The following is a 19,380-nucleotide window of genomic DNA, read 5'->3' on the forward strand; positions in this document are numbered from 1 at the left end:
AACTATTTTCTAATCTTTTTGTTCTATTCTAAAACCTACATCTGTAATACCTTCTAATTCCTGAACTCCGGGAATTTTACCTGATTCTCTGACAGCTTGTTTGATATGTACTTTGTACTTTCCTCTAAATTTAACTCCTTCTTTAAAATAAAGTTTACTTTCTTTAATATCCGAAAAGCCATTTCCTAAAAGAGTTCCGTCAGCATTTGCCATTTCATACTCAAGTGTATCTACCTTTGTAAATCCATTTGGTGTTTCGATGGCTACAATTAAAAATAAATTTTTAAAAGGATAATTGTTATTATCTCTCAAATTAACAAATAAATTGTATCGTTTTGTGGAGTCTAAAACCGGCAGGTCAAAAGTTACGATGCTGTCTTTGTGCCAGGCACTTCCAACAGATTTATACTCATCAAATACTCTTTTTTTATCACATGAAAAAAGAAGTATAGCTGCCAAAATAAGAATCCCGCTATTTTTTATTCTCATTTTTAGTAATAATTATAGGTTTTCTGGGTTCAGCTGGTTTTGTATCATTCGGTTTATTTGACTTGTTCGAATGATTGGGTTTATTATTATTATTTGGTTTGTTTGGTTTGGTTTGATTGCCACCAGCTGGTTTATTATTGTTATTTGCCTGTTGTGGTTTGTTTGGAGTACCCACAACTTCATTTTCAGCATTTGGTTTGCGTTTTCGATTTGGCTTTTTCTTCTTTTTTGGCTGATCGAAACGCGTTAAGCTTTCCTGGCCCATTGCGTTATTAAAGTCTTTCTCAGGTTCTAATATTACTTCAATTGCAAAATCTTCAAGTGAAGAAACCTTGTTTTTTTGTTTATTCTCAGCAATAATTTCTTTAACCTGATCAATTTTTAAAACATGCCAGTTTGCAAAATTATTAGTGTAAGCAAACCACATTAATCCTTTAAAAATATCTTGCTTCTGACAGATTGCATCTCCTTTTTCGGTCACTAATTTAGTATCGTAATCCGGAAAATCTTTTAATGCATCCATGTAAGTATCAAGCTCATAGTTCAGACAACATTTTAATTTTCCACATTGTCCGGCTAATTTTTGAGGATTTAATGAAAGCTGCTGGTAACGTGCCGCTGAAGTATTTACACTTCTAAAATCTGTCAGCCAGGTTGAACAGCAAAGCTCTCTTCCGCAAGAACCAATTCCGCCCAAACGTGCTGCTTCCTGACGGAAACCAACTTGTTTCATTTCGACTCTGGTACTGAATTCTTTAGCAAAATCTTTAATCAAAAGCCTAAAATCGACCCTGTCGTTTGCGGTGTAATAAAACGTAGCTTTTGATCCGTCTCCCTGAAATTCAATATCAGATATTTTCATTTCAAGTTTATGCTGAATCGCTAATTCACGAGCACGAACTTTCATCGGTTCTTCGCGATCACGTGCTACTGACCAAATGTCGATATCTTTTTGAGATGCTTTTCGGTAAATTTTTGGTATTTCATTACTTTCGTGATTGACTCCTTTTTTCTTCATTTGAATTTTTACCAATTCGCCTGTCAAAGTAACAATCCCAATATCATGTCCCGGTGATGCAACAGTTGCTACAATATCACCAATACTTAATGTTAATTTTTCTGTGTTTCTAAAAAATTCTTTGCGTCCATTTTTAAAACGAACCTCAACACAGTCAAAAATAGCCTCTCCATTAGACGGGCTCATGTTTGCCAGCCAGTCAAAAACCGTCAATTTATTGCAGCTGTCGGTGCCGCAAGTCCCATTATTTTTACAACCCTTTGGTGCGCCGCCATCTGAGGTTGAACAACTTGTACATGCCATAATTATATATGTAGTGTTGCAAAAGTGCAACTTAAGTTCATAAACGTTTGAACGGTAAAGATAGTATTTTTTTTAGTTTGCTTTTTATCGATTAAAACTAAAGCCTTGTTAAATAAAAAAAACTCTTCTGCAAGAAGGAAAACAACTCTTTAGGGTCAGAAATTAAAGTTTTAAGCAATCTCTTTTAAAAATGCGCATTTCAAATTATTTTCTAAATTAAAGGTTTATTTTTAGGCTGTTTTTTAAATTACACAATAGATTTATGTATTATCTTAATAAACATAAATTCATAATCAAAGATTATATCAAGCTTTATATTTTTCACATATGCAAACACAAAATAAAATCGAACAGTATATTTTTCAGGGAAATTTGGATGCCGCCAGAGAATGCCTCAACAGAGGAGAGCCTTTTTCTGAACAATATCTAAAAAATAATTTTTCCCAAATAACAGCCCGGATTTTTGACGCAAAAGCAATTGATTTAATAAATGCATTAATAAAAGCCGGTTTTATCGAAACCGATATTTATGAACTGGACAATTTTGACAAATCAATTTTCAGTTCTGTGGTTCGAAGCCTGAAAAACGACGAAGAATCTGTTTCTTTTTTTAAAGAAATAATGTCAAAGATGGATAACATTAATGATGAAATTAATGATCAGACTTTATTGGGGTATTGCATGGAGAAAGGTGCTCCTATATTAATCATTAAGTGCCTGATTGAAGATTTTGGCTGTAATGTTCAATATAAAAACAATGCCGGAGAAAATTTCATTTACTGCTTCACGAGCAATACTATAGCTGACAAAGAAAAAGGCAAGGAATACATTTCTTTATTGCTGGAAAATGGTGTTGATATTAATGAAAAAAATATTGCCGGAAAAACACCGCTAATTTCATCTGTAAAGGCAAACAAGACAGAATATAGCGCCTTATTGCTTGAAAACGGAGCAGATGCAAATGAAACTGATAACCAGGAAAACAATGCTTTTTATTATGCAGTTGCAGAACAGCGTTCTTTTAAAATGTATGAAATTCTGGCTGCGGCAACTTCTCCTAATTTTAATATTATAAACAAAAACGAAAGAACTTTATTGACTGAGTTTATTAGGATGATGTCTGATTCTGAAAGCGATATAAAATTTCTGGAAAGATTATTATCTGACGGGGCCGATCTTAATCATTGTGCTCAACATTACGGAAAACCAAAGTCAGGTATAGATTATATTGCAGAGAAAAAATCAGAAATTCTAAAATCTGTTTTACATACGGGATCAATTGAAATAAATGAACAGGATAATGAAGGTAATACATTGTTGCATAAAGTGTGTGCTTACAACGTAAATTATGATGCCGAAGCTGCAAAGGAAACTTATAGAAAAGTAAAATTACTGCTTGAAAACGGTGCCGATAAGCACATTACAAACGATAAAGATGAAACGGTATTAATGCTTGCTTCCGGGGATAACCTCAAGATCAAAACAGTTGAACTTTTAATGAAACCTTAATAAGAAATTTATATAAAAAACTACGATATATGTCAATGTCATTTATAATTGCCTGTGAAAACGGTAACAGAAAAATAGCCGAATTACTTCTTAAAAATAAAGAAGTTGATGTAAAATATACAGATGAAAAAGGAAGGACTGCATTACATTATGCTGCTCATAGAGGATATCTGGATATTGTAAAAATTTTATTTGAAGATGGTGCCGATATCAATTATGAAGATCATCAGGGAGAAACTCCTTTATTTTTTGCCTGTTTGCAAAAACAGAAACAAACTGCATTGTATCTTTTAGAAAACGGTGCCAAAATCGAAATAAACGATAAGAACGGAAACAGTCTTTTGCATTTAACCGTTCAAACGGGCCAAGTTGAAATTGCAGCGAAATTATTGGAATCCGGCATCGATGCTGATCTTTTAAACAACAATGGAGAAACGCCTCTTTTATTAGCATCCGCAAAATTAAACAGAGAAATTATTCAGTTGCTTTTAGATAAAGGCGCCAATATTAATACCACTGACAAACAGGGAAATACCCCTCTCATTTACGCATGTTATACAAAATCAATTCCAATGGTAACTTTGCTGCTGGACAATGGTGCCAATATTAATCACGTAAATCATACCTGCGAAAATGCGCTTTTAATTGCCTGCTACGAAACTAACAGAATGCTTGCCAAACTTTTAGTTGAACGGGGTGCAGATGTCTTCATATCAAACAATACCGGTTATTCTCCTGTTTGGTATGCTTGTGCCAACAATCAAAAAGAAATTGTGACTCTGTTTTTAGAAAACGGTGTCGATGTTAATTTTAGCAAACCTGTAGCTGGAGATACTTCGTCAATGAATGATTATTTGGATTGGGTCATGAGCGCAGTCAATATAGCATCCGATTCGAGTTTTACATTAAACACAAGTTACAATTACGGTGGTGAAAGCCTACTGCATGTTGCTACCAAAAAAGGCAACCTGAGTATGGTAAAACTTCTAATTGAAGCCGGAGCAAATATCAATATTCAGGACGAATCAGGAAATACGCCTTTACATTACAGTGCGGCAAGCGGCAAAAAAGACGTTGTAAAATATTTACTTGAAAATAATAAGGCTGACGCCACAATCGTAAATGTGAAAGAACAAAAAGCAATTGATTATTCGAATGTAAAAGGCTTTAATGAAATAACCGAACTGATTTTAAAATTTGCTCCATCTGGTATTGTTGTAAATCCTATTCAAAAAGATGAAACTCCAAAAGCTAATTCGTATAATTCTATGGAAGAAAAGAAAAAAGCTTTATTGGATCTTAAAGAACTTTTGGATGCCGGCATTCTAACTTCGGAAGAATTTGACGCTGAGAAATCTAAAATTCTGAAAAATTAAGCTGTATAACTAACTATTAAAAAAATAACCCTATTCTGTGACACAACACAAATAGGGTTTTATTAATATCATGATGAACTATTCTAAAATCTTGTATATTTTATCTGATAATCTGATTCTGAATGGAACTTCAAAAGTAACTTTATCACCAATTTTTGCTGTTGTAATTTCGGCTCCGTCAACAATCATTTTTTCTAAAACCAATTCCTGATTTCCGGTTGTGGATCCGGAAATTAAGATTGTATCACCAATGTTTAATTCTTGGTTTTCTACAGTAAATTGTCCCACTTGTGCTTTTACGTAATAATGTTCTGCTTTACCAAGCAATATTTTTTTAACTTTTACTTTCTTGCGAATATCGGCTGGTTTAGCTCCGCTCAGCTCAGCTCCGCCTCGGGTTTCTGTTAAAGCCAAAGCTGTATCTGTTTGTTCTCCCGAATGTTTGAATTTTAAATTCTCCGATTTTCCTTTTCTGAATACTTTATTTCCAACTTGTTTTCCGGCTCTTAATCGTACCTGATCTGCCAAAGGCATGTTTACAACTTCAAGACATTCTGCTGAACAGCAATTTTGCATTGCAGATTTACATTCATCACATTGAATGAATAACAAATGGCATCCGTCATTTTCACAATTGGTGTGATTGTCGCAAGGTTTTCCACATTGGTGGCATTGTGAGATAATATCTTCGGTGATTCTTTCACCAAGACGATTATCAAATACGAAGTTTTTTCCAATGAACTTGCTTTGTAAACCCTCTTCTTTAAGCTGTTTGGCGTAATTGATGATTCCGCCTTCTAATTGGAAAACGTTTTTAAATCCCTGATGTTTAAAATAAGCACTTGCTTTCTCGCAACGAATTCCTCCAGTGCAATACATGACAAGATTTTTATCTTCTTTGTGATTTTGAAGCTGTTCGTTGATAATTGGTAAACTTTCTCTAAAAGTTTCAACATCCGGAGTGATGGCTCCTTTAAAATGACCTACTTCACTTTCGTAGTGATTTCTAAAATCGACTACAATCGTATTCGGGTCATCCAGAATTTCATTGAATTCTTTGGCTTTCAGGTGAACACCTATATTGGTTACATCAAAAGTTTCGTCGTTTAAACCGTCGGCAACAATTTTATCACGAACTTTAATGGTCAGTTTTAAAAACGAATGGTCATCATGTTCTACCGCTTCATTCAATCGGATGCCTTTCATGAAATCGTAAACCTCAAGAGTTGCTCTGAAAGCTTCCAAATTTTCTTCGGGAATACTCATTTGAGCATTTATTCCTTCGTGGGCAACATAGATTCGGCCTAAAGCATCAAGCTTGTTCCAGACTAAAAATAAATCATCACGAAATTTTTTGGGATCTTGAATTTTGGCATACGCATAGAAAGACAACGTGAGTCGTTGTTTACCGGCATCATCGATCATGATGGCTCTTTCTTCTGCGCTCAAAGTGTTGTACAGTTGCATGCTATAAACAGTTTTAAGTTTAGAAATTATTTTTTTGAAGGTGCAAAGTTATGAAAAAAGGTTCTGAGTTACAAAGGTTGTCAGGCTCAAAGGTTTTAAAGGTGGATTTTAGTAAAAAAACAAAAAAGCACTAAATTAATAGTGCTTTCTAAAATCTTTGTACCTCTGTACCTTTAAACCTTTGAGCCTTAGATTAGCAGAATTCGTTAAAAGCATCTTGCAAATTCTCAGCAATCAGTTCAGCCGGACGACCTTCGATGTGGTGACGCTCTAACATGTGAACCAATTCTCCGTTTTTGAACAAGGCCATAGATGGCGATGACGGAGGAAAAGGAAACATATGTTGTCTAGCAGCATCAACAGCTTCTTTGTCAACACCTGCAAAAACAGTGATTAAATGATCTGGTTTTTTAGCTCCTCCTAGGCTCATTTTTGCTCCCGGACGCGCATTTCTTGCAGCACAACCACACACAGAGTTTACAACAACCAAAGTGGTACCTTCAGCATTAATAGCATTATCAACAGCCTCAGCACTATGTAAATCTTGAAAACCTGCAGATGTCAATTCAGCCTGCATTGGTTTTACCATTTCTTCTGGATACATATTTTTTATTTTTAAATTTTACTTTTGAACTGCAAAGTTACAAAGTTTACTCGCAACTACTTAATTTGAAGTATAAAGTTTTGTTATAGTTCGATTGATAAGCTGCTTTAAATGGTTTGGCACGCAGATTTGGCAGATTCTTTATTGACACTAATGGAAATCTGCTTAATCTGCCAAATCTGCGTGAAACAAAACTTTTTACCTAAAATATTACCCGAAACAAAGCTTTTATGAATGGTGTTTTAGGACATTTCAAAATCACGTGAAAATCTTCAATTAAACTCGTTTCTTCATCCAGAAACTTAAAAATTAATTTCGGATTTCCTCTTTTGAATAAGGAAGAAAAAATACGGCTCCCTAATTCGTTATGGCGATAGAGAATATCCAGAAGCAATAAATCGTAAAACCAGAATCTGTTTCTTTTATGAAAAGATTTCATATTAAGTGATTCTGATGTCTGTCTGAGCGGAGTTGAAGGATGAAGAAATTCGACTAATGCAGTTGATTTTTTATCTGAATTTTTAAACGTATAACCTGTACTAGCTTTTGTCCATCCGCCGGCAGTTCCTATATTCAGAACTCTTTTGGTATTCTTTTTCCAAAAAGGAAAGGATGTCATTGGGATACTTCCCTGCTCTTTCTCAACGATTTCATATTGATCAGCTCCCAGGTTTCTTAAATAGATTTGAATTTCGTTTTCATATTCCTCTTTCGAAAGAAGATGTTCCGAAAACAAAGTATACTCTACTAAAGCTTCCGTTTTTGAAGTTGGCAACACATACATAAAACGTGTGTTTCCCCTTTGTTCTATCGAAAAATCCATAAAAGTTGCCTGTTCCGGATTGAAAATTTCAGTTTTACTTTTTACAAACCAACCTACAAAGTGTTGTTGCAAAATCGGATATTTAGTTTGGTTTAAAGCAAAAGCCCTGGTATAAATACTATTGAATAAATAATTACAGGTATATCTGTTTTCTTCGGTACCGACAAAAACATGGGTTTCGAGTTCGTTGATATCGGTTACTTTCTCCTTTAAAAAAGTAATGTTTGAATGTTTAGAAACTACTTCAAAAACAAAACTATAAAAATCCAATCCTCTAATTTGGTTATATTGATAAGGCTTTAAATCGAAATCACGCTTAAAGTTTTCATTGGCAAATAAAGCAGAGTCCCATTTTTTTGAAATGACCAAATTCCAAATCGTTTCATTTTCAGACCAAAAACACCATGTTCTGTCATTAGTTTGCTTTGAATTTTCATCTAATAATAAAATCGATTTATCTGTGAATTTTCCGGACAGAACCATTTTGTAAACGGTCATCAAAGCCGACAAACCCGTTCCGGTAAAAATATAGTCGAAGTGTTTGATTTCTGAAGAATCCATCCTCAAAAATACGGAATTTTATTCTTTTAGTTTTTCTAAAAGCAGTTTAAAATCGGTTGTGTTTAGATAGTTATTGTATTGCAGAATGATTTCATTTTTTTCATTCAAAACACATAAAACCGGATAAACGATTTGATTATTCATGGTTCCGAGTTGTAAAGCCAATTCGTGAACACCTACATTATTCCCGGTTGGTTGATATTTAAAAACCTGATTATTAAACAAAATATCTCGTTTTTCCTCCGCATTTAAATCAATAGAGTAAAAATCTGAATTCAGTTTTTGAATAATTTCCTGATTTTTAAAAGTCGTACTTTTCATTCTTTGACAAAACTGACACCAATCAGTATGAATAAAAACAATTATTTTTCGCTTTTGAATTTGCTGCAAACTATCAATTGCTTCAAATTTTCTGTTTTGAAGCTGACAGAATCCAGTTGAAGTTATTCCCAGAAAGAAAATCAATATAAATAATTTTTTCATCTTTTTCTTTTTTGCAGATTGTAATGATTAAAGTGACATCTACCATTTTTCACCTGAGCGAAGTCGAAGGCTTGTAATTGGAGCGGGGCTTCGACTTCGCTCAGCCTGACAAATGTTTATCAAAAGATGTAAAAAGGCAATAAAACCTATGTCATCTATGTTATCACTTTTTATTTCAAAGTATATCGTAATCCGAAAAACCCGCGAATCGTCTGGTTTTGTCCATAAACATAAGTCGTATCAAAAGTTAATCCATACGGATTCTCAGGCGTCACCATTACTTTTCCAGCCGAATCGTACTGCACATTTTTATCAAAAGGGTCATTTGTTCTGGAAATCAAAAACGGATTATTTTGCTTTGGCGTGAAATTCAGAAGATTTTTGACACCTCCGTAAACTTCAAAATTCTTCCATCCGGTATACGTAAACTGAATATTCTGAATACTGTACCAAGGCGATTTCGGGCTTCTTGGATCCCAATCACTCAACAAGGGCAGTTTCATTGGGCTGTAAACATTCCCGGTATAATCCAGTACTAAATTCAGTGATTCCAACTTATACGAAACGCTCCAGGTTGCCGTGAAATTTTCGGTTAAAAAAGGGGTTTGAGAAACTCCATTTTCTACATTTTTATTATCTAAAACTGTCGCACCAACAATGAACTTTAATCCTGATGGAAAATTAAGATCAATATTCGTACTGATTCCCTGGCTTAAAGCGTATCCATCAATATTATCGTAAATGATTTTATTTGGATCTGTTTCATAATCAGAAATAATTTTATTACTGAAACGGGTATAAAAAGCCGTTGTTTCTATTCCCATAAAAGTACCATTTCCAAAATTTATCTTCTGAATATAATTCAAATTCACATTTACTGATTTTTCGGGTTTTAAATCATTTTTAAGCACAACATCTCTGGAACCCGTTAGTGCCGCATGATCTTCGGTAAAAAGATTTACAACCCGAAAACCGGTTCCGGCATTTAATCTGAAAATAGTATTATCATTCGCTTTCCATCTGTAAGCAAATCGTGGTGTAAAAATCGATCCGTGAATCGAGTTATAATCGTAACGCATTCCCAGCAAAACCTGGCTTTTTGGAGAAAATGTAATTTCGTCCTGAACAAAAACTCCCGGAAGCCAGGTACTTTCTGCTTCTTTGGTTGCAGTTGTATTGTCATCGTAGTAAGTATATCGGCTGGCAATTCCGGCCAGTAAATCGTTTTGTCCTAATTTTTTATCCCAGGTCAATTGCAAAAAACCAATTTTCTGATTGGCGATAAAAGATGTTGTCCCGTATCGACTGTCCTGATAATGCACATTCCCTGAGAATGAAAGCATCAATTTTTCTTCAAAAGGCAATTGGTAGCTCCCTATTAATTCTCCTCTTTTGGTATAAATACTTTCACCATAAATTTCGTCACCTCCACGATATTTTTTCTCCCAACGTATATCTCCACCCCAGCGATCTTCATACATTCCGCGTGCTGCGATAGTAAACAAACGATTATTATTTCTTGAAAAATTCCATTTATTAAAAACCGAAATCCTTTCAGAAAGTGTCACATCGGTAAAATTATCGTGGTCTTTATCTATTACCTGATCATAATTGAAGTAATTAATACCTAAAAGCGAAGTGGTTTTTTTTCCGGCATTAAACTTCATCCCCAAATCGAGATTACTTTCAAAATAAGTAGTTGTGAAATAATCTGCAGAAAAAACCGGTGCTGTTGATGGATTTTTGGTAATAATATTAATTAGACCTCCAACCGCTTCACTTCCATACAGAGAAGATGCCGGGCCTTTTACGATTTCAATTCGTTCGACAAGAGAATTCGGAATTCCGGATAACCCGTAAACTGTCGAAAGACTGCTCACAATTGGCATTCCATCAATCAAAACCAAAGTATAAGGTCCTTCGAGACCATTAATATGAATATCGCCCGTATTGCAGACACCACAATTCAGCTGTGGCCGGACTCCATTTATATTTTGAAGCGCTTCATAAATACTAGGTGTTGGATTCTTTTTGAAGAAAACCGGCGAATACACCTCAACCGGGACAGCACTTTCTAATCGTTTAACTGCTTTTAAAGTTCCTGAAACAACAACTTCATTAAGTTCGTTTTCATTATCTTTTAATTCAAAATCAAGATTCAGGTTTTGATTTTCTGTAACCGAAATTCTTTGGGTTATAGGTTTAAAACCAGTCGAGGTCACCTGAATTTTATAGTTTCCCTGAGGAATATTCTCCAGTTTGTAATTGCCTGTACTATCTGCTTCTGTTTTAAATGTTGTATTTAACAATGTGATTTTAATCAACTGCGCATCATTATCCCTGTTTATCTTTCCAAAAATAGTTTGCGAATAAACACCTCTCGCAGAAAACAAAAGCATTATCAAAAATAAATATTTCATTATTATAAAATTAAATTTAGACAAAACTAAAAAATAAATTTGACAAACAATATTTCTAGGATTAAAAATGAAATGTTTTGCAACAAAAATGTAGAAATAAAAGAAAAAAGCTTAAATAAAATCCTCGTCTATCAGCTCTTTATTAATAGAAACACCTGCAAAAGATCCGGAAGAAACAGCCATTGGCACAGATCTTGCCTGAATAGTACTATCACCGCTGGCATAAATTCCGGGGATATTTGTTTTCTGCATCATATCTACTTTCAACAAACCTTGTTCTGTCAATTCACAGCCTAAGAATTCCGGTAACGGACAATGTTGTATGAAAGGCAACTTCGAATAAATAGCTTTAACCGAAATATTGGATTGACTTTTGAAAATAATCTCCTTAACATTTCCATTTTCATGGATGAACGAATCAATTTCATCTTCAATAATTTCAATTTGATGCTTTATGAGCCTTTCTGTTTGCTCTGAACTCAAAGTTGACTTTCCATTGGTTAGAAGTTTTAAATCTTTAGTCCAATTAGAAATCATTTTTACATATTCGAAACCCATATCACCATTGGCAATAACGGCAGTTTTCTCCGCTTTTACTTCATAACCATGACAATACGGACAATGCAGAACAGAAATTCCCCAACATTCAGCGAATCCATGAATGTTTGGCATCAAATCTTTTACACCGGTTGCGAAGAGTATTTTCCTGGCTGTAAAAACATCTCCTGACTCCGTTTTAATCTCAAATCCATTTACAGTTTTGACAGCGTTGATGGCAAGTCCGTTATAAAATTGAACTGTATCATAAAAATCAACTTGTGCTTTAGCCAAAGCCGAAATAATTACCGGCTTCTCTCCATCATGCGTGATAAAATTATGAGAACGAGGTGTTTGTCTGTTGCAGGGCAAACCATTGTCAATAACTAAAACTTGTCGCAAAGACCGGCCCAGGCTCATTGCAGCAGAAAGCCCACTATAACCTCCTCCCACAATTATAACTTCAAAATGTTTCTGCTGTATCATAAGTTTACTTTTTATGTGATTTGTAATTCAAAAAATGGCCAATAATCATTCCGATACCTCCAATAAAAATCAGATTAAGATGAATCTCAAAAAAAAGATCTGCCAAAACACTGATCCAAATTAAGATTATTGAAATAATAAGAATAGCCGAAACTAAAAGATTTGATTTTTTTATAATTTTAAAGATTGCAAAAAGACCTATTGTCGCAAAAAATAAATCAACAGACGGATTGTGACTTAACCCAAAAGGCAGAATTGTAAGCAACGGAAATATCAAACAATGGACTAAACAAACAGTCGCACTTGAAATTCCTAAAATATCATAAAAAGATGTAGCGGTTTTTTTCATTTCTTGTATATTTGCTTAATGCAATTTTGTTGCGAAAATACAAAATTATTTTAATAGCAACAATGTTGCGTTAATATTTTTTAATTAACAAAAAAATGAAAACAACAAGAAACACCACAGCAAAGACGGCCATTACAGAGATACTTAAGGAATCTAAAAAAGCGCTTTCACATTCGGAAATTCATAAATTAACAAATGACTTATGTGATCGGGTTACTATTTACAGAATACTGGATCGTCTGGTAAATGACGACGTTATTCATAAAATAGTAGATCTTGACGGAACAGTAAAGTATGCAAAATGCCATCATGCTCATCCTGTTCAGATTCATAATCATGCACATTTCAGTTGTGAGAACTGCCATGAAATAACATGCCTCGAAAGTGTAAAACCAAGTTATATTATTCCACACAATTATAAAGTCAATGACATTAATTTTACTTTATCCGGCCTGTGTCCAAATTGTTCAAATCCAAATACATTTTAGACAAGTCTAAAAATATTGTTGCGCGAATATGATTTTTATTTATATTTGGTAAATCAATTTAATTAAAATGGGCAAATCATTAGAAGAAGTAAACCAATCGGTTGCAACCGCACATAAAAAAACAGGATTCAGGAAAATATTGGCTTTTTTAGGTCCTGCTTATTTAGTAAGCGTGGGATATATGGATCCTGGAAACTGGGCTACAGATATTGCAGGTGGTAGTCAATTTGGGTATTCTTTGCTCTGGGTTTTGTTGATGAGTAACTTAATGGCATTGCTGCTTCAAAGTTTAAGTGCCCGTCTTGGAATTGTAACACAACGCGATTTAGCTCAGGCTTCCCGGGAAACCTACTCAAAATTCATCAACTATATTTTATATTTCTTAGCCGAAATTGCCATAGCAGCCTGTGACCTTGCCGAGGTATTGGGAATGGCAATCGGAATCAACTTATTATTTGACATTCCTCTTATCGAAGGAGTTCTAATAACTGTTCTGGACACTTTTTTATTACTGTTTTTAATTAATAAAGGCATACGGAAAATGGAAGCTTTCATAATTGTATTAGTTGCAATTATTGGGTTTTCATTCATTTTTGAAATGATTTTTGCTGAACCGGAGCTGGATAAAGTTATTTATGGATTAATTCCGTCACTTCCAAATTCAGCAGCTTTATACATTGCTATCGGAATTATTGGGGCAACGGTTATGCCACACAATTTGTATTTACATTCCTCTTTAGTGCAAACCCGTAAATTTGACAGAACACCTGCCGGAATTAAGCAGGCGCTGAAGTACAATTTTATCGATTCTACTATTGCCTTAAACCTGGCCTTTTTTGTAAACGCCGCTATTTTAATTTTGGCTGCAGCCACATTTTACAAAAACGGAATGTTTGAAGTGGCAGAAATTCAGGATGCACATCAATTTTTAGAGCCTTTACTGGGCACAAAATGGGCACCTATTCTATTTGCCGTCGCCTTAATTGCTGCAGGACAAAGCTCAACTGTAACGGGGACTTTGGCAGGACAAATTGTAATGGAAGGATATTTAAATTTACGGATTCAGCCTTGGGTACGACGCATCATAACCCGTTTGATTGCGATTGTTCCGGCCGTTATCGTTATTTTAATTTATGGAGAAAGTGTAACCGGAAAATTATTGATTTTAAGTCAGGTGATTTTAAGTTTACAATTAGGTTTTGCGATTATACCGCTAATTCATTTTGTAAGTGATAAATCTAAAATGAAAGGCTTCCATATTTCCAAAACCACTCAGGTTGCTGCCTGGATTATTGCTGCCATTATAGTCTCACTCAATGCGAAATTGGTTTTTGATGAGATAAATTCCTGGCTTGAAAGCTCTAATCACCCAATAATTCTCTGGTTTACTGTTGTTCCGTTGGCTTTTGGTTTCCTGGCTTTATTACTGTATATCGTTTTTAAACCTTTTATCATAAGGGCAAAATCCAGAATTGAAAATCATTCACCACATCATTTAAAATTACATTTCACACCAAAAGAAAGCTACAATAAGCAAAATATAGCCATTTCTGTTGATTTTTCGAATGCTGATGAAGCTGCATTGAACAACGCTTTTGATTTGGGTGGAATCAGTGCGCAATACACTTTAATACACGTTGTCGAAACAGTTGGCGCACTCATGTATGGAGGCAATGTTGACGACCATGAAACGTCTGTTGACGAAAAATTATTATTGGAATACAAAGAAATTCTTTCTGCAAAAGGATTTATAATCAAAACCGAACTTGGCTTTGGAAAACCTAACAATGTGATTCCTAATATTATCAATCAGGGGAAATTTGATATTTTAGTAATGGGAACCCACGGACATACTGGTTTAAAAGACATTCTTTTTGGTACAACAGTAGATAAGTTGAGACATAAAATTTCGATACCTTTGCTGATTGTTAAAAAATAGGCACAAAGTATCAGAGTGACAAAGGTTAAAAACTATGACCCTTTGCAACTTTGAACCTCAAAAAATAAAAAAATGACTTTCTCAGAAGAAAATTACCTTAAAGCCATATATCACCTTACTTCTTCTAACGATACAGAAGTTAGCACTAATGGAATTGCTGAAATGATGGAAACAAAAGCTTCATCAGTTACTGATATGCTTAAAAAACTGGCAGAAAAAGATTTAGTGAATTACAAAAAGTATCAGGGTGTTTCTTTGACTGAAAATGGGAAGTCAGCTGCTAAAATGATTGTTAGAAAACATCGTTTATGGGAAGTTTTTTTAGTTGAAAAACTAAATTTCAGCTGGGATGAAGTTCACGATATTGCCGAACAGTTAGAACACATCAAATCAGAGCAATTGATTAACCGTCTGGATGATTTTCTTGGAAATCCGACTGAAGATCCACACGGTGATCCGATTCCGGATGCTAACGGACGAATCGTTAAAATCGAGAAACAGTTGCTTTCTGAATTAACGGAACACCAAATTGGAATTTGTGTGGGTGTAAAAGATACTTCTTCGGATTTCCTGAAATATCTGGACAAGCAGGAAATTGCATTAGGTTCTAAAATTGAGTTTTTGTCTAAAGAATCTTTCGATTTGTCAGTAAAAATAAAGGTTGACAGTAAAGAATTGTCTATTTCTAATAAAATTGCTTCTAATTTGTTTGTGAAACTTTTGTAATAATTAAACCTGACTATGTATGAGTTTCGATTTATTAATTTATATCATTTTTCAGATTCCACTTGTTTTTATTATAGATCAATTATGCAAACCCAAAGTTCTGCTTAAATTTTTCGCTTTTGCAATTGTTTTACTATTATTGGGAACATTCTTCTTATATAACAAAAATTCTTCAATACAAAAATTGGGTTACTTTGGCTCTCAAACCTCCCTGATCTTCTTATTTCTTTATAAAATTATCCGAAATATTTATTATCCTATTTTCTTAAGAGAGCCTGAATTTTCTAAAGCACCAAAATATAAAATTGACATAATTCCAACCATAATTATTTTTACAGGAACTATAACTCTTCCTTTTATAATTGACACTTTTTTTATTCAAGATTTAATTAAGGCCTAAACAATCCCCTTCTCTATCATTTCCAGCATGACCGGCGAAGCATTTTTAAAAGTTGGCGGCTGTTCGATAATACTTCCCGCATTTTTTTTGTTGACTTTGAAAGTTACATCATTATCTGTGGTAAATAACAAAGCCGTCAAAAACGGATTTTTAATGTAAGTTCCCAACACCAGCAAAGCTTCATCTAAAGTGTGAATACTTTCGATTTCTTCGGTTTTATAACGAGTAGTCAACGAGATCGAGTACGTATCATCTTCATTCAAAACCAACCTGAAATAGATGTTTTTGATCTCAGTATCGCCAATCGTTTTTGCTAAGGTTAGTTTGGCAAAAGTGCCACTTTGAATGCTTTTCTTCACACGTTCGCAAAAAAGAGCAAATATAGGTTCGTACATAATAATTGTATTGGATGATTTTTACCGCAAAGTTACACAAAGCTTGGTATAAAATTCATTGAGTGTCTCTGTAAAATCTTGGTATAACTTTGTGGAATAGCTTTACTTTCCTGTAAATTCAGCTTTTCTTTTTTCTAAAAATGCAGTTGTTCCTTCTTTAAAATCCTGAGTTCCAAAACATTTCCCGAATGATTTTATTTCAGTATCAAAACCATTTTTGCCATCTGTAAAGTTTGCATTTATTGCTTTTATTGCTTTGCTAATCGCAAAAGGTGCATTTTTAATGATTTTATTAGCGATTCCTTTTGTAAACTCCGGAAGTTCGGCCTGAGAAACAACATGATTTACCAATCCATATTGTTTAGCTTCGTCAGCAGTTAGCATTCCTGCAGTCATAATCAATTCCATAGCACGGCCTTTTCCCACTAATTGTGGCAAACGCTGTGTTCCTCCATAACCCGGAATTAATCCTAAACTTACTTCCGGTAATCCCATTTTTGCATTATCTGATGCTACTCTGAAATGACACGCCATCGCTAATTCTAATCCGCCACCCAAAGCAAAACCATTAATGGCTGCGATTACCGGTTTCTTTAAATTTTCGATAAAATCGAATAACGATTCCTGTCCTTCAGCGGCTAGTTGTGCTCCTTCTATTATGGTATAATTTGCAAATTCTGAAATATCGGCTCCGGCCACAAATGCTTTTTCACCACTTCCTGTTAGAATAATAACACGAACATCCTCATTTTTACCTAATAATTTAATGGCTTTACTCAAATCACTAATAGTAGCTTTATTTAGTGCATTTAGTTTTGTCGGGCGATTAATCGTTACGGTTGCGATATTTTCTTCAATAGAAATTAAAAGATTTTCGTAGTTCATGACGCTTGTTTTTAAGAGTTTGTGATAGGTAAAGAAACTCTGAATGTAGTTCCTTTCCCGTAAGTTGACTCAAAGGTAATTGTTCCTTTATAATTTTCGATGATGTTTTTTATAATTCCGAGACCAAGACCCATTCCGCTGGTTTTGGTTGTGAACTTTGGCTCGAAAATTCGTCCTGTATCTTGTTTCTGAATCCCGACTCCATTGTCTTTTACGGCTATTTCTACGTTGTTGTTCCTGCGTTTTACGGTAACCAAAATCGATTTTTCATTTTGATTTTCCGGAATCGCCTGCGTAGCGTTTTTTACCAGATTGGTAATGACACGAATCAATTGTGTACGATCCATTTTGGAAATAATTTCTTCTTCCTGGCTTTCAAAAACAATATAATCTTCATTAAAGATATCCAGGGCGAGTTCAACTACTTCAACCACGTTTAAGGTTTCGTTTTGCTGTGCCGGCATCGATGCAAAATTCGAAAATGCCGAAGCAACTGCCGTCATTGTATCAATTTGCTGAATTAAAGTTTCTGAATAATCGTTAAGTTTCTGTTTAACATCCGGAACTGTGGGATCAAACTTTCGTTGAAAACTCTGCACCGTCAAACGCATCGGCGTAAGCGGATTTTTAATTTCGTGTGCTACCTGCTTAGCCATTTCACGCCACGCTTCTTCCCGCTCACTTTGGGCTAATTTTACAGCACTGGTTTCCAGTTTATCAACCATTCCGTTATAAGCTTTAATCAGGAAATTGACTTCTTTACTGTTGGCTTCCAGAACGATTTTTTCGTTTTTTTGGTCTAAATTAGTTTCTTCCAGCCTGTCTGAAATGGTTTTTAACGATTTAGTAATATAAGTTGACAAGAAATAAGCCAATGCAAAAGCCACAATCAGCATAAACGAGTACACTTGACTCAACCGAATTAAGAACGTATTCAATTCATTATCATAATAACCGTCATCTTCTAAATACGGAAGGTTTAAAATACCAAGCGGCTTGAATTTTTCATCTTTAATCAAACTATAAGAAGATCTGTTTTTGACACCATCGATCGTTTTAATATCCACAAAACGTTTTTCGATAGATGACCGAACCAATTTCAGTATATATTCCGGAATTGGAGGCGGTGCTTTATCAACAGCAAAAGATTCTTTTGAGGATTTAAGCAATTTTCCGTCAAGGCTGTAGATATTGATTTCGATTTTATGAATCTGGGCTAATTCGTGGATTTTATCTTTAAAAATTAAATCTAAATTTCCCGTTTTCAGCGGATATGTTGTAGTGGCCAAAACATAATTTATGTGTTCTTTTACGGCATTTTCTTTACGTTCTAATCTTTCCTGATGGTATTCTTTTGCTTCATTTTTAAATTGAATAATCGAAATGGAAGCCAATAAAAAAGAGGCAACAACAATCAATACAATCATCGACAGGAAAATCCTGGTACGCAATGAAAGCATCGACATTTTGAAGTTGTTAAGCATGTTATAGTGATTAGTGAATAGTAATTAGTGATTGGTAAAAGCTTAAAAAAAGCTAATAACTAATCACTTTTTACTAATTACTTTTTTTCTCTTATTCTTTTATAAAATCTAAAGCCCAACATTATTAAAACCGAGAATAACATAATTCCGATTACCCCGTAAATCCAGTTGATGGCGTTTTTTAAAACTACTAAAAAAACAACCGCGAATAATATAATTGTTGCACCTTCATTCCATAAACGCATAAAATTGTTCGAGTATTTTACCTCATCATTTTGCAATTGCTTAAAAATCTGATGGCATTTTCCGTGATATAAATACAAAAGGAAAACAAAACATAATTTCACATGCATCCAGGGCATTTTGAGCCATGCGTTCCCTAAATCGGTAAAAAACAGCATCCAAAAAGCAAAAATACTGGCCAAAACTGCTGATGGCCAAGTAATAATGTACCACAAACGGTACGTCATTATTTTGTATTGCGCTTGTAAAATTTCTTTTTCAGGAGATGGTTTTTCATTAGCTTCAATTTGATATACAAACAAACGCACAATATAAAATAATCCTGCAAACCAAGTGATTACAAAGATAAGATGAAGTGATTTTAAGTAGTTATAATATTCCATTTAACTTTTTTT

The 19,380-nt window shown here is 34.3% G+C and carries 19 protein-coding genes; 6 read left to right on the plus strand and 13 right to left on the minus strand.

Annotation, left to right across the window (positions count from 1 at the left end):
* Positions 1-9 precede the first annotated feature (9 nt).
* Both ACEN92_RS14205 and ACEN92_RS14210 read right to left on the minus strand, forming a co-directional pair.
* Complete coding sequence (locus ACEN92_RS14205; RefSeq protein WP_007810912.1) at positions 10-489, minus strand: gliding motility lipoprotein GldH; 480 nt, start codon at positions 487-489, stop codon at positions 10-12.
* Entirely contained in the window at positions 473-1,810 is a 1,338-nt protein-coding gene (locus ACEN92_RS14210) for a PSP1 domain-containing protein (protein WP_495639010.1), read from the minus strand. Before ACEN92_RS14210 ends, ACEN92_RS14205 begins: the two co-directional genes overlap by 17 nt.
* A 327-nt stretch (positions 1,811-2,137) precedes the next feature.
* Here ACEN92_RS14210 and ACEN92_RS14215 point away from each other — a divergent pair, with 327 nt between their 5' ends.
* Both ACEN92_RS14215 and ACEN92_RS14220 read left to right on the plus strand, forming a co-directional pair.
* Positions 2,138-3,319 (plus strand): ankyrin repeat domain-containing protein, encoded by a 1,182-nt coding sequence (locus ACEN92_RS14215; RefSeq protein WP_495639011.1) that lies wholly within the window; start codon positions 2,138-2,140, stop codon positions 3,317-3,319.
* Between the two features lie 29 nt (positions 3,320-3,348).
* Positions 3,349-4,695, plus strand: coding sequence for an ankyrin repeat domain-containing protein (locus ACEN92_RS14220; protein ID WP_495639012.1), 1,347 nt, complete (start codon positions 3,349-3,351; stop codon positions 4,693-4,695).
* 78 nt (positions 4,696-4,773) lie between these two features.
* Here ACEN92_RS14220 and trhO read toward each other — a convergent pair whose 3' ends face one another.
* The 7 genes from trhO to ACEN92_RS14255 all read right to left on the minus strand — a co-directional run bounded on the left by trhO (position 4,774) and on the right by ACEN92_RS14255 (position 12,425).
* Positions 4,774-6,162 carry an oxygen-dependent tRNA uridine(34) hydroxylase TrhO gene (trhO, locus tag ACEN92_RS14225; RefSeq protein ID WP_495639013.1) on the minus strand — a complete coding sequence of 463 codons (1,389 nt, stop codon included), beginning with the start codon at positions 6,160-6,162 and terminating at the stop codon, positions 4,774-4,776.
* A gap of 193 nt (positions 6,163-6,355) precedes the next feature.
* Positions 6,356-6,766: a BrxA/BrxB family bacilliredoxin gene (locus ACEN92_RS14230; protein ID WP_495639014.1), complete on the minus strand. Its 411-nt coding sequence runs from the start codon at positions 6,764-6,766 to the stop codon at positions 6,356-6,358.
* A gap of 202 nt (positions 6,767-6,968) precedes the next feature.
* A complete protein-coding gene (locus ACEN92_RS14235) occupies positions 6,969-8,150 on the minus strand; it encodes a lycopene cyclase family protein (RefSeq protein WP_495639015.1) in 1,182 nt (393 codons plus the stop codon).
* 18 nt (positions 8,151-8,168) lie between these two features.
* On the minus strand, positions 8,169-8,633 hold the full coding sequence (locus tag ACEN92_RS14240; RefSeq protein ID WP_495639016.1) for a thioredoxin family protein: 465 nt from the start codon (positions 8,631-8,633) through the stop codon (positions 8,169-8,171).
* 170 nt (positions 8,634-8,803) lie between these two features.
* The gene (locus tag ACEN92_RS14245; RefSeq protein WP_495639017.1) at positions 8,804-11,053 is read right to left on the minus strand and encodes a TonB-dependent receptor; all 2,250 of its coding nucleotides are present in this window, start codon (positions 11,051-11,053) and stop codon (positions 8,804-8,806) included.
* Positions 11,054-11,164: 111 nt separating this feature from the next.
* Complete coding sequence (locus ACEN92_RS14250) at positions 11,165-12,076, minus strand: NAD(P)/FAD-dependent oxidoreductase (RefSeq protein ID WP_495639018.1); 912 nt, start codon at positions 12,074-12,076, stop codon at positions 11,165-11,167.
* Positions 12,077-12,080: 4 nt separating this feature from the next.
* A complete protein-coding gene (locus tag ACEN92_RS14255) occupies positions 12,081-12,425 on the minus strand; it encodes a MerC family mercury resistance protein (protein ID WP_495639019.1) in 345 nt (114 codons plus the stop codon).
* A gap of 95 nt (positions 12,426-12,520) precedes the next feature.
* On the opposite strand from ACEN92_RS14255, the gene ACEN92_RS14260 reads away from it, so the two are divergent.
* The 4 genes from ACEN92_RS14260 to ACEN92_RS14275 all read left to right on the plus strand — a co-directional run bounded on the left by ACEN92_RS14260 (position 12,521) and on the right by ACEN92_RS14275 (position 15,978).
* On the plus strand, positions 12,521-12,913 hold the full coding sequence (locus ACEN92_RS14260) for a Fur family transcriptional regulator (protein WP_495639020.1): 393 nt from the start codon (positions 12,521-12,523) through the stop codon (positions 12,911-12,913).
* A gap of 67 nt (positions 12,914-12,980) precedes the next feature.
* The gene (locus ACEN92_RS14265; RefSeq protein ID WP_495639021.1) at positions 12,981-14,852 is read left to right on the plus strand and encodes an Nramp family divalent metal transporter; all 1,872 of its coding nucleotides are present in this window, start codon (positions 12,981-12,983) and stop codon (positions 14,850-14,852) included.
* A 72-nt stretch (positions 14,853-14,924) separates the two neighbouring features.
* Entirely contained in the window at positions 14,925-15,578 is a 654-nt protein-coding gene (locus ACEN92_RS14270) for a metal-dependent transcriptional regulator (protein WP_495639022.1), read from the plus strand.
* A 19-nt stretch (positions 15,579-15,597) separates the two neighbouring features.
* Entirely contained in the window at positions 15,598-15,978 is a 381-nt protein-coding gene (locus ACEN92_RS14275; protein WP_495639023.1) for a hypothetical protein, read from the plus strand.
* Here ACEN92_RS14275 and ACEN92_RS14280 read toward each other — a convergent pair.
* The 4 genes from ACEN92_RS14280 to ACEN92_RS14295 form a co-directional block, all read right to left on the minus strand.
* Positions 15,975-16,373, minus strand: a complete 399-nt coding sequence (locus ACEN92_RS14280; RefSeq protein WP_495639024.1) for a hypothetical protein — start codon at positions 16,371-16,373, stop codon at positions 15,975-15,977. The genes ACEN92_RS14275 and ACEN92_RS14280 overlap by 4 nt on opposite strands.
* Before the next feature lie 102 nt (positions 16,374-16,475).
* On the minus strand, positions 16,476-17,258 hold the full coding sequence (locus ACEN92_RS14285; RefSeq protein WP_495639025.1) for an enoyl-CoA hydratase/isomerase family protein: 783 nt from the start codon (positions 17,256-17,258) through the stop codon (positions 16,476-16,478).
* An 11-nt stretch (positions 17,259-17,269) separates the two neighbouring features.
* On the minus strand, positions 17,270-18,685 hold the full coding sequence (locus ACEN92_RS14290) for an ATP-binding protein (protein WP_495642349.1): 1,416 nt from the start codon (positions 18,683-18,685) through the stop codon (positions 17,270-17,272).
* Between the two features lie 134 nt (positions 18,686-18,819).
* Complete coding sequence (locus tag ACEN92_RS14295) at positions 18,820-19,368, minus strand: CopD family protein (RefSeq protein WP_495639026.1); 549 nt, start codon at positions 19,366-19,368, stop codon at positions 18,820-18,822.
* Positions 19,369-19,380 lie beyond the last annotated feature (12 nt).

The organism is Flavobacterium sp. Flavsp81, assembly GCF_059491325.1.